Source organism: Mucilaginibacter ginsenosidivorax, assembly GCF_007971525.1.
Classification (GTDB): domain Bacteria; phylum Bacteroidota; class Bacteroidia; order Sphingobacteriales; family Sphingobacteriaceae; genus Mucilaginibacter; species Mucilaginibacter ginsenosidivorax.
The window spans coordinates 5,636,718-5,649,346 of the sequence record NZ_CP042437.1 but is presented as its reverse complement, the minus strand read 5'-3'; the positions used below and the strand labels follow the sequence as shown (position 1 = coordinate 5,649,346).

The following is a 12,629-nucleotide window of genomic DNA, read 5'->3' as shown; positions in this document are numbered from 1 at the left end:
GTGGCATGGCCATTAGCTGCCCAGCTCTAAAATACGGTCAAACTCCTCGCGTTTTAGCGCCATTACCGAAAGGCGGCCCTGCCTTACAAGCCCAACGTCCTTCAGTTGTTCATCGGCTTTTATTGTTTCTAAGGTTACCGGCTTCTTTAATGTTTCTACAGGCGAAAGATCTACCACAACCCAGTTTGGGTCTTCGGTTGTTGGGTCCTGGTAAGCTTCTTTAACTACTTTGGCTATGCCAACTACCTCCTTACCATCGTTACTGTGGTAAAACAGCACCAGGTCGCCCTCTTGCATCAATCTTAAATTATTGCGTGCCTGGTAGTTGCGTACGCCATCCCAAAAGGTGCGGCCATCTTTATTGAATTTTTCCCAGCTATATTTTACGGGTTCGGATTTTACTAACCAAAAAAGTGTGTTTTTCATATCGTTAAGGCACTTTTTGAGGTAATAGGGAACAAATTAGGGAACGAAAAATTTATAAAATCCATAACTTTACAAAAAATGAAAGAGAAAAAAAGCCAGACAATTTTACTGACCTCGTGGGAGGGAATTGATTTCAATTTATACATACCAGTCATAAGGGATAAAGATAACAAGCCATTTGTTTATTTCAACTTTCTTAACCCGGAAACCAATAAAAATAAAAAAATAGTAAAATCGGCAAAACTTGACCGTAACGGTGATACCAAAACTTTAAAGAAACAGGGCAAGGAATTAGCAGAAGATTTAATTGAACTATTATCAAACGGATGGAATCCTGTAACAGGCACATTTAATGATTTGTCGATAACCCCGCTATCGCCAATTTCTGAATGTATGGAATATTGGATTAAAACCCGTGAAGAATCCGTTGCCAATAATGCTATGGGCGAGAAGGCTTTGAAAAGCAATAAATACCTAATGGAATATTTCACCACGTGGTTAAAAGCTAAAAACTTTCTTTTCCGTAAACCAAGTTCCTTTACTTACTTAGATATTGACAACTTCTTACAATCCACAGCTAAAGAACGGGGTTGGGGTAAAGTTTCATATAACTGCTACCGTACCGACCTGAACACCTTTTTCAAGTTCCTTGTTACAAAAAAGGTTATCCCGGAAAGTCCTGTAGCTAATTCAGAAAAGAAAAGCACCAAAAATGATTCATCCAGATTTGTGATTTTTGAAGAAAGTGAGTTGAAAAACGTGGTGGGTTTGTTAGAAAAAGACGCTGCTTACCGAGAATTATATATTGCTTCCAAAATCCTTTTTTACCTTAACATCCGCCCTATCGAGATTACCCGGATACAGGTTTATAACATCGATTTTGAAAAAAAGCTTTTAACCTTAGAACCAACCAAAACTAAAAACGGTAATGAAGCTAAGTGGGAACTAACTGATGAATTATTTAACCTTTTAGATGATTACATCAGGGATACGCCTAAAGATTACTTTGTCTTTGCCAATCATAATACCCCTAAACCAGAACAAGCGCATCAGGATTTTTTAGGACAACGTTGGAGGGCATTTAGGAAACAGTATGACATTCCATCACACTTAAAATTATACGCCCTGAAACATAGTGCCGACTGGTACGATTTAGAATCAGGGGTTGGTATTCAGACGATAAGTGAACGTAACCGACACGCTAACCCAAATGTAACGATAGCGTACGTAAAGGAAAGGTTGAATAAGAAAATCATTAAACCATCTGAAAATAAACGATTTTAGATTAAACGATAAGCCCCGGCAACGGGCTTTTTTATTTAAGCCAATAACCAGTTACCGCACTAATTATTGAACAGGGTAATGTCTTCGATTCAGTAGTATTTACTACCAACAAATAAACACTTATACCTAATAAAATTAAAGTAACTACTATTCGCATAATAGCTTTTAAACGATTTTCAAAGATATCATTTGCAATTTCCGTCCGGACTGACTTCCTCTTAGGAGGGTTATTTAATCTGGTAGTTTGGTCGTCTTTTGAACCATCAACAGAAATTGCCCCATCTTTAGGTTCCACGAAGGTAACAGCCTCATCTCGCAATACAATTTTTCTATTGTATCGTTCTCCTAACTTAATATAATCCTTTAGTGATATAACCTCATCGACAATTTTAAAGGCATCAATAGTTTCCCTAATAGTACTGCCAAAAAGTGAAACAATTTCCATAATTTAGGTTTTCAACTAATTTACATTTATATTTAAAAAGAGCAAAGGTTTTATTTTCTTCGCTCATTTGATTTTAATTCTAAAGCTTCATCTATTCTTTCACCGAGGGCTTGCACGTCATCTATTGTTAATTCTCCGTTGTTAATGTGTAAGCGCACCCATTCACCATTACGTTTGATTATTGAGCCATAGCAGTAACTATCAATGGTTACGTAATATGTATTACCTTCCATACCAGATGGTACACCCACTTCAACCTTTATCAGGTCATCCCCTACTGGTGCCATAAACTTCAAATTAATCACATTCGAAATTATACCAAAATAGTTAGCAATTAACTAAATGTGGAAAAATAGTACTTCCTATCATTACTAACCTTGTTAGCAGGCAAATAAAAAATATTATATTTGGATAAGTAAAAATTAAATGAGTAAAAATAAGAAAGTAGGCATTCAAATAAAAAAAGTAAGAGGCGACATTGTACATAGTACGGGGCGAACCGGAGGAATAACTACCCATTTGGATGAAAAATCAAAAAGCCCTAATATTCATCAAAATGAATGGTGGAACACAACGTGGTTTCAAGTTTTAGCTTTTATAAGCATTTTACTCACTTGTTTGGGTTATTTCGGAATGCAACCTCATTTTGGTGTAAAAAACGTTTCACCAAATTATCACTCTCCAAAAAAATCAAATACTCCCCCTGTTTTAGTTAAGAAGGATGATGTAACAAATAGATTAGATACTCTTTTAAAAGTACGTTCAAAGAAGTTAAAACATAAATCAAATATCTACCTATCTAAAACGATTGTTAAACCGTCACGTGATACATCAAAGAAACAACTACAAACGCCAACAGTAGCAGTTTCTGGCAATGGAAATAATGTAAATGTTGGCACAAACAACGGAGTTGTTGGTAATGTAATTTTCGGTGAACGACATCTTACTGATGATGATAAAACTAAGATTTTAAACAGGATAGAAGAATTAACAAAAGAATTTAATATACAAGGAAAAAAACTTTGCGTATTTGCTACCGTAGAATCAAACGCCCAAACCTTCACTTACGAACTAAAAAAATATCTCGCTGAAAATGGATATAATATTGTCCGAGGAACTTTCGTTGAAGGAAATGACGGTGCAGCAATAAGAGTTTTCCAATCTCCTTTAACTAATCCAGAACAAATTGTAATAAAGGTAGGCATACTTCCTCAACGCTAAGCTTACTTATGCAGTAATAAAAACGCTGCTGCACTTATTGCAACTACCCCGCCTATCTTAATGGCTGTATGCTTGTTTTTAGGCTGAATTTCGAATGATTTTACATCAGTTATAGTAACGTATGGATTTTCATTTTCTACGCTTATAACGTAAGATTTAGGCTTAAATAAACCATTGCTTTTATCGTGGCTGATTATCTGGTAACGGTCGTGCATTGATAGCTTCAATCCTACTGAATCATTCTTAACTTCAACCTTTGCAGTGTACCATTTCTTAGGTTCTTGAATATCCTTCACCAGACTATAACTTAATTTTCCCGTTGAATCTTTAATCATATAAACAGTATCAGCTTTAACTACTGTATCAATACGGGTAACGGTTTTCATATCGGTGTAGTTGCGTAAACCTGATGTATTTTTAACAGCCTGATAAGCTTTAGAATCACTTGTTTTAAGCACTTCTAAGGCATCTTCTTTGCTACCGACAAAGATTGTGCGCCCTGCTCCTGAACCGCCTGTCTTAGTCCTGTATAAGCGTACAGTATCGGTAATAGCTGCTAATTGTTTAGTGCGGGTTTCAATTATTTGATATTGGTGGTAAGAATACCAACCCAAGGCTAAACAAGCAAAAAAACTTATGATTAACAGGAAGTAAAAGTTTCGTTTATCGTTATTTATCATCTTTGGAATCATCTTTAATTTCGGCTGCATCTTTCAATTTTGTATCAAAAAAAGCAACTACCTTATCTTTAATCATCATCCAAAGGTCTACCCCGGTGATGGTACTGATATTTTCAATATTGCTTTGGAACTCAATTAGTATAATGTAACCGCCGACCAGTTTTGACAGATAAAGGGCTACAGCACTAAACAGGGTTATGTCAACCTGAAAAGCAATGAATACAGCTATTGAATAGAACACAAATTTTATAATGGTGTCCCTCATACGCTTACTGGTTATAGCTTCTTTACTCCTTAAAGCTTTGGTCACCCCGGTTATCAGGTCAAATATTAGTAATATATAAATCGTGTATAATAACGGGTGTATTGGTGTCAAAAACATCAGAAATAGTATAGAATACTTACCTGCAAAAGCCCATAAGCCAGAGAAGAAATTTGAAATATAGTTCATTATGGTTTTAGATGTTATGTTCATTATTCATTGATTTTATGAACATATCGGCTTCAAGTGTTCTACGTGTTTTCAAATCAGGAATAACCTTACCAGAAGCTTTAATCCACATTGAAAAAGCGGCTTTTATAAGGTCTGGTGAAGCTTTGGCGTTTATCCTTTTAAGCAGGGTTGAACCCAAAAAACCTTTGGTAGCGTTGCCAATGCCTACATTGTAGGTGAAGCTTACCAAAGCGTTAAATTGTGACTGATTTAGGGGTACTTTAACGGCTTTGTTTACCGCATCTTCATAACTTTTTACCATAGCGATAAACATTGAATCGCACTGCTCTAAACTGATGATATCACCAATTTTAACGTTCTTACCAGTAGCCGGGTAATAAGTCATACCTACCCCAATTGTAGCAACTTCGGCAACATCGTAATAGGCTTTTAGCCTTACCCCTTCCTGTTTGTATATAAAATCCCTTCCGGCTGCATCTATTCTCATTAACCGGGAAATAGGCTAAAACAGGTAAAAAAAGAAGTTGTATTTTTACCGAAAACCTTATTAAATGGCTACTACTTTTGATGATATTATTGATAGATTAAATAAATTGGCATTCGAAAATTGGGGTGAGCTACATCAAATTGAAGAACTGGCTGTAGAACTTATTAAACGTTGCTTTCCAGATGATTTTACTAACGAAGTTCGAAGGATTCGTGGCATTATTTATAAACCAAGACGAGGGTCTGAACTTTGGAGAGACCCCGGTGGAAATCCAGTAGAAGCTTGGAATGGGGGTGTAGGAAAGTTTAAAGGCATCATAATAGCCAAAAAAGAAACCTATAGCTTACAAACATCAAACGGTAATACTGTAGAAAAAGAAACAAAAGAAAATAGCAGGGATGCTGTTAAAAAACTATTTGCAAAAGTTGAGACTGAGCATAAAGAAAAAATTGCAAAGTTAGATGCAAAACTTACTTCAAAAGAAGCCGAATTGAAGAGCACCTTTCAGGAACTTTCAATCCTGAAATCTAAGGTTAAAAAGTTCGATATAACCTATGTGGTTTCGATTGCAACTATAGCCGGGGTTGTTTTGTATATCGGTTATTTTTGGGGAAACAATCGTTTTGATGCTGAAAAGTTATCTATGCGGGATTCAATCATCAGTCTTCAACATCAAAACCAAATCCTGAAAAAGCAAATAGTACCATTTATTAAACCTGTTAAACCTTAAAAGAACTCATTCCCGAAAGGTGGGGAATAAGGTCTTTCATCATAGCTGATATTATCCTTAGTTGGTATCGCACAGGGGTTAATTTCTCTGGTTTGTCTTACAGATGCTGTAAATACTATCCCGGCTGTTCTGTCTGTACCTGATTCTGAAAATTGTTGAAAAGTAGTATCAGTATCTAATAAGAAATCAGGGTAATCATCATCACCAAAAAAAGTTAAAAAGTCATCAGCTATTAAAGCACAATCAGACCAAATATCCTGTTCAGAATTGCTGTTTTGTGGATTTTCAATATCAGCAATTATAAATTTAAAGCGGTTAATGATTTCCTTACCCCTTAATTGACTATCGACTGATTGAATATGTACCACACGGTATAAAATATTCGGGTACGCTGAAAAATCAAAATCATCAGCATAAATGACAGTATTGACCTGTGAATGACCACTGAAAAAATTTATAAATTTTTGGCTTATCTGGTTTAGGGTTAACATTAAAATCTGCTTCTATAGTAACCGGAATAAAACCCGGTTTTATTGGCTAAACTTTCAAAGTAATCTGAAAGGTTAACTTCATTATCTGGTAAGTACCAACCAGTAACTTCACCTGTACTATCAACCTTATCAGTTGAACAGTTATCAGGTTCTTTTAAATCAATTTCTAAGTGCTTTTTAAGCCTTTGCCTATAAGTACTGAACTTTGTATCGTAATTATCCTTAACTGCTTCCAGTTCCTTTAAATCAAGCGTGGTAGCCCGTTCATCATTCTTGCGGTTTACACCTTTATTGGTAATCTTGTAGTGCAGTGGAATAAAGCCATAACTAAGCGTACCATAAATCAAAAATGGTTTGATATAATCATCCAACAATTCCCGATTCACTGGTGTAATCGTATAACCTGAAATAGTTGATGCTGATACTATTTCATTAGCTATCGCTGAATAAAGGTCTTTGCCTAACACTGGCTCCAATTCCAGATTTTGAACCTCTAAAATTGTGTTCGATACAATTTTGGAATCAACATTAGTTTCAATTACAGAATTTTCTTTAATCGTTTGTTCTGATATAAATAATACTTTAATCATTGTTTGATTCTCCTTCCGGGGTAATCCTTACTACTGATACAGCATTCCAACGGTGCCTACAGTAAGGGGTAGTTGTATTGGTATTAGGGTTATGATAAAAGCCACCACGGTAAGCAAAAACGTCGTAGCCAAACAATGAACTCATTTGCTGTATGTCTTCTCTGGAATAGTATTTATCGTTAGCTAAAAGTTTGGCACAAAAAGGTCTGTTACGGTCATCCTGTACACCATCATAAGAATATCTAACTTCTACCCTTCTGATATTTTCTAAGGCGGGCTGCATAGCCTTTTCAGTAGGTTTGATGGTAATGCCTTTATCCAAATCTGATTTATTGATAACCCCGGAATCTTCTAAACCCTGAATTACTCTTTTCAAATCTGCTGCTGTTACAGCTATGCCTAAATCTTTGCGGATTGCAGCTTTGATTTGAACAATGGTCATATTCTTGATACCGTTCTTAATTAGGTAATCAGCTATATCTTTTTCATCATCAAACTGTAATTCAATACCTTTCAAATCTGAAAATCTTTCAATATGGTAATCCAGTTTCTTAAATACCCTGAAATCCTGTTTTGCTGAACCTATGTGTTTTACCTTTTCAAAGTCATCATCCGTTAAGTGACCAAATGTTAAAGTTGAATCACTGGTAAACGCAGTCGGTTTAGCCGGGGCTGTTGAACTGGTATTAGCAGGTACAGGTTTAACCGGGGTTGCTTGTACTGGTGAACCTGCAATATCATTATCAGGAATTTGACCTACTGTTGTTGGCTCCTGTGTTGGTACTGGCTTAACTTCATCAATCAACCTATCACCGTTTAACAATGGTGGCAAACCTGCCTCCGCTCTGATTTCGTTTACCGTATAGGTCTTCATTTTCATTACATCAGATAAGGTTGCAGAAAACAATGAACCCTTATCTTTAAATTCTAATTCACCTAAACCTAAATCAGCAAACAGCTTACTTAAACCTGATTCCAATTCATTCCTACGGTTCTTAACAAACAAGTTTTTGAATATCTCATACGCTGTTTCAAGTTCGGTAGCACCGCCTAATTGCCCTTCGGTTTTGATACCAAAAAGCAAAGGTGATACGGCACTGTGAGCGGTCAAAATATCCTGTAAAACGTCCTTTTTAACTTCTATGTAGGCTTTTTCCCACTCAGAAGGCGCAATGTTTTTAACGTCCGGGGCTGTACCGTCTTTGCCTTCAAAACCTATAATCATTTTACCACCGTTGGCACCAGTGTAAGCGTTGGTTATCTTCCTTACTGTTTCACGCTTAACTTCATCATTGGGCATACCGCCAAAAAAGGTTATGATTGATGATACCGAAAACTGGTTTTCAATATTGTTAATCTGGAAATCCCTGATAGCTATATCAGTTTCTAAAGACTTGATAGCACCTGAATAATCCGGGATAGGATAAATGTTATTTACTGATGGTGAATAACTGGTAAAGAAGAAAAGCTTATTGGTACCATCAGCGTTAACGCCCGGTTTCCAATAATCATAGCTTACATTGATGTTTGGCTCCCTAAACCAGTCATTGCTATACCAGAATTTTGAGCGGTCACGGTTACACCTTATTTTGTGGGCGGGTACGTGGTTATACTGAATTGGATTACCCAATTTGTTGTAAACCACTTCAACCGCATAGTAATTGAATATCAGATAGTCATTAACCAATTTACTAACGAACTCCGGGAAGGAATCCTTTGCATTAGGCTTTAAGGTAACAGGGGTATCACCGCCTTTTACGGTCACACCATCGCCTATGATATAATCAATTTTGGAATTGATTATACCTTTGTGAAGTGGCGATTCATTATATAATTTAAGTAAGAAGTTAGGGTACAGGTTATTCAATCCGTAAGGAACGAACCTGTCTGTACTGGTAGAATTGATTACTTCTATGGGTAATTCGGTAACGTGACTATTGAACTTAATTAAATCCCTCTCACTTGCTGCTTCCGTTTTTTTAGTCATTTATTGATTTGTAGGTGTAGAAATCAGAAGTATCTTCTGATTCGTAGATTATTGGCTGTACCAATACGGCAGGGGCTATAATTTTAGCTTTTCCTGTTTCAACCGGGTTGCCTAAAACAGATTCATCAGTAGTTGAAATAGAAGATTGATATACAGCGTAGGTATATAAACCAGTATCCAAATCATTTAAGGTTGAAGTATCTACTTTGAAATGGTCATACCTGTTCAGATTTGAACTAATGTTCAGCGGTAAAATAAACCGGGATTTAGTCCGGTTGAAATCACTGGTAAGCACCAACAAGTAAACCGGGGTAACTATTGTAGTTAATTCGGTTAACGTGAAAATTAAATCTGTCTTTGGGTTGCTCCTATTTATCAATAACATTCCTGCCTGTTTGTACAGGAAATAAGACTTTGAAGGAAATAAAAAAGCCTTTACCCAGTTAAGGATAAAGGCTTCAAAAAGGCGGTTCAACTAACCCTCGTTCGGAAGGCTAAAATGATTTAACACTAAGACCTCCTTTTTTGTGAGAACAATGTCTACCATCCAAGTTTTACCATCGATGATGTATTCTTTTGAATGAGTTCCATCAGTGGTAATCGTCATTAAATGTTTGATTGTTGACACCCCGAATCCTTGATTCAGGAAGTATCTTAATTTTCCGATTTTTCATATATTTTATAAAAATTAGATATCATAATACCCGAAACACCCCTAAAATTTCACTAACTAAAAAATAAATAAAAAAGCCTTTACCCGGTTAAGGATAAAGGCTGCCTAACTAATCAGGTTAATAACTTGTTTAGGTTATACTTTGTCTACAATTGAAGCTATCAAAGTAGGGTCTACAGTTGATGTTAAAGAATCCTGAACACCTGTGAATTTCAAGATGTACCCGTTCATATCCCCGTTTTTTGTACCAGATGATTCTTCGGTATCGGTTAATTCAGTTAATCCGTTTAGCCCGGTTACCACATAAACGCCACTTCTTAGTTTCATCAGGATAGCTACAGGTGCTTGCATTAACGAATCAACGTAAGCTTTTGCAGTTTCAGATATGTTTGATATTGAAATAGTGGTTTCGGTTTGATTCTCAAATGAACCTGTTGCCGAATCTCTTTTTGCTGAACCTTTGAAAGTTACAGATTCTTTAAGTAAGCCTACAGAACTGAATGTTTTACCAGATGCTAAAGCGATATTTGAAATTACTGTTGAACCAGATGCAAAAGCATAAGCTTCTGTTGAACCTGAAATTACACCAAGGTCATTGTACGATACAATCCACATTTTACCAACACCACCTGAAATACCTCTACCGCACTGTTTTGTATAAGCTTGTACGCTTGCGCATAAATTTGCCATATTTATTTTTCTCTTATTTGAGATTAATTAGAGGGCTGCACCATTTTGTGCAACCCCGTTATCAATCATCTTTTATTTTAATCTGCTTATACAGTAGCTACACCAATTTCATTTACATACACTGGTTTTACACCAAGTGCGTAATGGAAGTCCATATAGATGTTTTGGGTCTCGATTGAATATTCCATAGTTGCCTTTTCAGATTCGCCTAAAAGGTCGGTTGCCATTTGGAATGAGCGTAAACGACCTACATAGATTTTACGTGTACCGTTCAAACCATCAACCGGAACCAACTTCATAGAAGTACCAAATAAGTAATGGTCTTCGGTCGGCTTGTAGATGTTTTTGTTAGCCAAGGCTACATTGTATTCGTTGAATACATCAGTACCTAAGAAGATAACCGCATCAGCCTGTTCAGTGATTTTTGAAGGAGTTGCTAAGAATGCAGCTTGCAATTTTTCAATTACAGTTACACCAGAAGCGATAGTACCACCAGTTAAAGGAATGTAAGCACCCGCACCGATTTGTTTAATGAAACCATCGAATTTACCTAAAGTGGTAGAACCTGATTGTGCTACCGTATCACCTTGCCACAAAAGTTTTTCGTTTTCCTGAGCAATCTTAGCTGCTCTGGCTTGCATAATTTCGTTTGCAAACAAAGCTTCGGTATAAGTCTGTCCTTTAGTTAAGTACTGAACCATCCAAGCGTTTTCCAATGGTTTAGGGCAAAGGTTTTGTTCATCCTTTAAAGGATAAACGGTTATGATTGCTTGTGTAAAGTTGGCGTTACCTGATGGTGTACGACCGCAACCTGTAGAATTTTGTAATGCTACATCAGTTGAAAGTAATTGTAATGCGTACTGTCCTTTTACGCCTAATGTTACTGAACCTGCATTTTTAAGGACGGTTGCAGTTTGGTTACCAAATACGGTATCAACCAAAAGTGTTTTTGAAGTTTGGTCTACGTACTGTGGTAATGCTGAAATGTTAAAACCCATTTTTCGTTTTCTCTTATCTCGTTATTTTTATATCCCTGCCGGGATAGCTAAAAGGCTTTGTTGATTACCTTTTATGATTATTATTTTTTAGTCCAAATTGATGCAAGTGCATTCAATTTGTTGGCTTTATCTTCTTTAGCTTCCAATGATTTATCAATCTTAGAAAATTCTGCCGGGGTGTCTGATAGTACTTCAAAAGCACCTTTGATTGCGTTAAACTGTTCGCCTAAAGCTGACATAGCCTGCGCTGATGCTTTACCTTCCAAAGCGGTTTTGATGGTGTTAATCATCGTATCCAGTTCAGTAATTTTCTGTACCAGTGTAGCAATGGCTGCGGTGTTGTCTGGTGGCTGTACTGGTGCCGAGGCATCTTCTTTAGCTTCTTCTGCCGGGGTTTCAGTTGCTTCTTCTTCTGGTGAGCCTTCTTCGGGTTTAGCGTCTTCTGGTTTAGCTTCGGCAACTGGTGCCGCTTCGGCAGGTACTTTGATAACTTTATCGATTTTACCGCCTTTAGTTGAAAATTCAACACCGTTGGCTAAATTGTAAGTATCATCGGCTGCTGCCTGTGAACCCATTGCACTTGATACGCTTACTGCTGTACCCGGTGCTAATTCGCCCTGTACATCAACTAATTCATCAGAATCAACACGTTTTACCGCCTCAAATTCAGCTTCTTCTTCCTTAGTGGAAAAAAGCATAGTGATTGCTTTGGTAGCGTTCTTTATAGCTAATATTGCTTCGTTTTTATTCATTTGTTGGTTATTATATTGGTAATAGGTTTTCCTTAGAAATAATTTGATTACCCTTCGGGAACATTGCTGTTACCCTTTGATTTTATTCACTTTTTCAAGTGCAGCATTAAATTCTTTGATTGCTTTTTGGAGGTCTAAATCTTCGATATCAGATTTACCGTCACTTAACTGATTTGTTGGGAACAAACCGAAAACACCTTCTACCGAGAAACCTTTGATGTTACCTTTCTTGATTTCCTGCCAGATTTCAGGGTTACATACCTTTACGCCTACTATCCAACCACCGTCTAAATTTGGTAATCCTTTGGGGGCGTTGATACCTTTATCTACATCAACTAAGTAAGATTGAAATACAAATGAATCAGCGGGGATTGCTGAATGTTCAATATTGGTTTGGTTGAATAATCCTTTTTGGGCAAATACCTGCGCTATTTTCCTGATGGTATCCTTACTGAAAACAGCGTAATAATTACCGGAAGGGCTTGTACGGAATATGGGTTTATCCGCTTGCATAGCATAGCCCAACAACTCAAATTTTTCATCATTAACAGCAAAGTTCTGAACCTGACTAAAGCTTAGAAAATCGGATTCAGTAGCAGGGGAATTAACTATTGAAATTGCTGATACATAGGAATCTTCAAGTTCATTTATTTTAAGTTCAATTACGGGTAATTTCATATACCCGGTAATAGGAATTAAGCGGGCAAAAAATTATATTTGA

At 36.6% G+C, this 12,629-nt stretch carries 17 protein-coding genes; 3 read left to right on the top strand and 14 right to left on the bottom strand.

Annotated features, from left to right (window positions below; translation table 11 throughout):
• Positions 1–12: 12 nt before the first annotated feature.
• Positions 13–426: an EVE domain-containing protein gene (locus FSB76_RS23570; protein ID WP_147057754.1), complete on the bottom strand. Its 414-nt coding sequence runs from the start codon at positions 424–426 to the stop codon at positions 13–15.
• Between the two features lie 78 nt (positions 427–504).
• On the opposite strand from FSB76_RS23570, the gene FSB76_RS23565 reads away from it, so the two are divergent.
• Entirely contained in the window at positions 505–1,710 is a 1,206-nt protein-coding gene (locus FSB76_RS23565) for a tyrosine-type recombinase/integrase (protein WP_147057752.1), read from the top strand.
• Positions 1,711–1,741: 31 nt separating this feature from the next.
• Here the strand turns inward: FSB76_RS23565 and FSB76_RS23560 are convergent, their stop codons facing one another.
• Positions 1,742–2,155 carry a hypothetical protein gene (locus FSB76_RS23560; protein ID WP_147057750.1) on the bottom strand — a complete coding sequence of 138 codons (414 nt, stop codon included), beginning with the start codon at positions 2,153–2,155 and terminating at the stop codon, positions 1,742–1,744.
• A 50-nt stretch (positions 2,156–2,205) separates the two neighbouring features.
• Positions 2,206–2,442: a hypothetical protein gene (locus tag FSB76_RS23555; RefSeq protein WP_147057748.1), complete on the bottom strand. Its 237-nt coding sequence runs from the start codon at positions 2,440–2,442 to the stop codon at positions 2,206–2,208.
• Between the two features lie 139 nt (positions 2,443–2,581).
• Here FSB76_RS23555 and FSB76_RS23550 point away from each other — a divergent pair, with 139 nt between their 5' ends.
• The gene (locus tag FSB76_RS23550) at positions 2,582–3,376 is read left to right on the top strand and encodes a hypothetical protein (RefSeq protein ID WP_147057747.1); all 795 of its coding nucleotides are present in this window, start codon (positions 2,582–2,584) and stop codon (positions 3,374–3,376) included.
• A gap of 2 nt (positions 3,377–3,378) precedes the next feature.
• Here FSB76_RS23550 and FSB76_RS23545 read toward each other — a convergent pair whose 3' ends face one another.
• The 3 genes from FSB76_RS23545 to FSB76_RS23535 are packed head-to-tail and all read right to left on the bottom strand — an operon-like array spanning position 3,379 to position 4,997.
• Positions 3,379–4,086 carry a hypothetical protein gene (locus tag FSB76_RS23545; RefSeq protein ID WP_147057745.1) on the bottom strand — a complete coding sequence of 236 codons (708 nt, stop codon included), beginning with the start codon at positions 4,084–4,086 and terminating at the stop codon, positions 3,379–3,381.
• Positions 4,046–4,507: a phage holin family protein gene (locus FSB76_RS23540; RefSeq protein ID WP_158642967.1), complete on the bottom strand. Its 462-nt coding sequence runs from the start codon at positions 4,505–4,507 to the stop codon at positions 4,046–4,048. Before FSB76_RS23540 ends, FSB76_RS23545 begins: the two co-directional genes overlap by 41 nt.
• Positions 4,508–4,514: 7 nt before the next feature.
• Positions 4,515–4,997 carry a lysozyme gene (locus FSB76_RS23535; RefSeq protein WP_147057741.1) on the bottom strand — a complete coding sequence of 161 codons (483 nt, stop codon included), beginning with the start codon at positions 4,995–4,997 and terminating at the stop codon, positions 4,515–4,517.
• Between the two features lie 64 nt (positions 4,998–5,061).
• On the opposite strand from FSB76_RS23535, the gene FSB76_RS23530 reads away from it, so the two are divergent.
• On the top strand, positions 5,062–5,727 hold the full coding sequence (locus tag FSB76_RS23530; RefSeq protein ID WP_147057740.1) for a ribosome-recycling factor: 666 nt from the start codon (positions 5,062–5,064) through the stop codon (positions 5,725–5,727).
• Here the strand turns inward: FSB76_RS23530 and FSB76_RS23525 are convergent.
• From FSB76_RS23525 to FSB76_RS23490, 8 genes are all read right to left on the bottom strand, one after another.
• Positions 5,724–6,218, bottom strand: coding sequence for a hypothetical protein (locus tag FSB76_RS23525; protein WP_147057738.1), 495 nt, complete (start codon positions 6,216–6,218; stop codon positions 5,724–5,726). The genes FSB76_RS23530 and FSB76_RS23525 overlap by 4 nt on opposite strands.
• A complete protein-coding gene (locus tag FSB76_RS23520; RefSeq protein WP_147057736.1) occupies positions 6,218–6,808 on the bottom strand; it encodes a DUF6712 family protein in 591 nt (196 codons plus the stop codon). The genes FSB76_RS23525 and FSB76_RS23520 overlap by 1 nt, the downstream gene beginning before the upstream one ends.
• Positions 6,801–8,795 carry a phage portal family protein gene (locus FSB76_RS23515; protein ID WP_147057734.1) on the bottom strand — a complete coding sequence of 665 codons (1,995 nt, stop codon included), beginning with the start codon at positions 8,793–8,795 and terminating at the stop codon, positions 6,801–6,803. The genes FSB76_RS23520 and FSB76_RS23515 overlap by 8 nt, the downstream gene beginning before the upstream one ends.
• Positions 8,788–9,180 (bottom strand): hypothetical protein, encoded by a 393-nt coding sequence (locus FSB76_RS23510; RefSeq protein ID WP_147057732.1) that lies wholly within the window; start codon positions 9,178–9,180, stop codon positions 8,788–8,790. Before FSB76_RS23510 ends, FSB76_RS23515 begins: the two co-directional genes overlap by 8 nt.
• Before the next feature lie 423 nt (positions 9,181–9,603).
• Entirely contained in the window at positions 9,604–10,158 is a 555-nt protein-coding gene (locus FSB76_RS23505) for a hypothetical protein (RefSeq protein ID WP_147057730.1), read from the bottom strand.
• Positions 10,159–10,244: 86 nt separating this feature from the next.
• On the bottom strand, positions 10,245–11,156 hold the full coding sequence (locus FSB76_RS23500) for a hypothetical protein (protein WP_147057728.1): 912 nt from the start codon (positions 11,154–11,156) through the stop codon (positions 10,245–10,247).
• An 80-nt stretch (positions 11,157–11,236) separates the two neighbouring features.
• Complete coding sequence (locus tag FSB76_RS23495; protein ID WP_147057725.1) at positions 11,237–11,908, bottom strand: hypothetical protein; 672 nt, start codon at positions 11,906–11,908, stop codon at positions 11,237–11,239.
• Between the two features lie 69 nt (positions 11,909–11,977).
• Positions 11,978–12,586, bottom strand: coding sequence for an XkdF-like putative serine protease domain-containing protein (locus FSB76_RS23490; RefSeq protein ID WP_147057723.1), 609 nt, complete (start codon positions 12,584–12,586; stop codon positions 11,978–11,980).
• Positions 12,587–12,629: the final 43 nt, after the last annotated feature.

Bases quoted from the DNA above. Each gene is read 5' to 3' on its own strand.
- FSB76_RS23570 (WP_147057754.1), bottom strand. From the start codon at position 426: ATGAAAAACACACTTTTTTGGTTAGTAAAATCCGAACCCGTAAAATAT.
- FSB76_RS23565 (WP_147057752.1), top strand. From the start codon at position 505: ATGAAAGAGAAAAAAAGCCAGACAATTTTACTGACCTCGTGGGAGGGA.
- FSB76_RS23560 (WP_147057750.1), bottom strand. From the start codon at position 2,155: ATGGAAATTGTTTCACTTTTTGGCAGTACTATTAGGGAAACTATTGAT.
- FSB76_RS23555 (WP_147057748.1), bottom strand. From the start codon at position 2,442: ATGGCACCAGTAGGGGATGACCTGATAAAGGTTGAAGTGGGTGTACCA.
- FSB76_RS23550 (WP_147057747.1), top strand. From the start codon at position 2,582: ATGAGTAAAAATAAGAAAGTAGGCATTCAAATAAAAAAAGTAAGAGGC.
- FSB76_RS23545 (WP_147057745.1), bottom strand. From the start codon at position 4,086: ATGCAGCCGAAATTAAAGATGATTCCAAAGATGATAAATAACGATAAA.
- FSB76_RS23540 (WP_158642967.1), bottom strand. From the start codon at position 4,507: ATGAACTATATTTCAAATTTCTTCTCTGGCTTATGGGCTTTTGCAGGT.
- FSB76_RS23535 (WP_147057741.1), bottom strand. From the start codon at position 4,997: ATGAGAATAGATGCAGCCGGAAGGGATTTTATATACAAACAGGAAGGG.
- FSB76_RS23530 (WP_147057740.1), top strand. From the start codon at position 5,062: ATGGCTACTACTTTTGATGATATTATTGATAGATTAAATAAATTGGCA.
- FSB76_RS23525 (WP_147057738.1), bottom strand. From the start codon at position 6,218: ATGTTAACCCTAAACCAGATAAGCCAAAAATTTATAAATTTTTTCAGT.
- FSB76_RS23520 (WP_147057736.1), bottom strand. From the start codon at position 6,808: ATGATTAAAGTATTATTTATATCAGAACAAACGATTAAAGAAAATTCT.
- FSB76_RS23515 (WP_147057734.1), bottom strand. From the start codon at position 8,795: ATGACTAAAAAAACGGAAGCAGCAAGTGAGAGGGATTTAATTAAGTTC.
- FSB76_RS23510 (WP_147057732.1), bottom strand. From the start codon at position 9,180: ATGTTATTGATAAATAGGAGCAACCCAAAGACAGATTTAATTTTCACG.
- FSB76_RS23505 (WP_147057730.1), bottom strand. From the start codon at position 10,158: ATGGCAAATTTATGCGCAAGCGTACAAGCTTATACAAAACAGTGCGGT.
- FSB76_RS23500 (WP_147057728.1), bottom strand. From the start codon at position 11,156: ATGGGTTTTAACATTTCAGCATTACCACAGTACGTAGACCAAACTTCA.
- FSB76_RS23495 (WP_147057725.1), bottom strand. From the start codon at position 11,908: ATGAATAAAAACGAAGCAATATTAGCTATAAAGAACGCTACCAAAGCA.
- FSB76_RS23490 (WP_147057723.1), bottom strand. From the start codon at position 12,586: ATGAAATTACCCGTAATTGAACTTAAAATAAATGAACTTGAAGATTCC.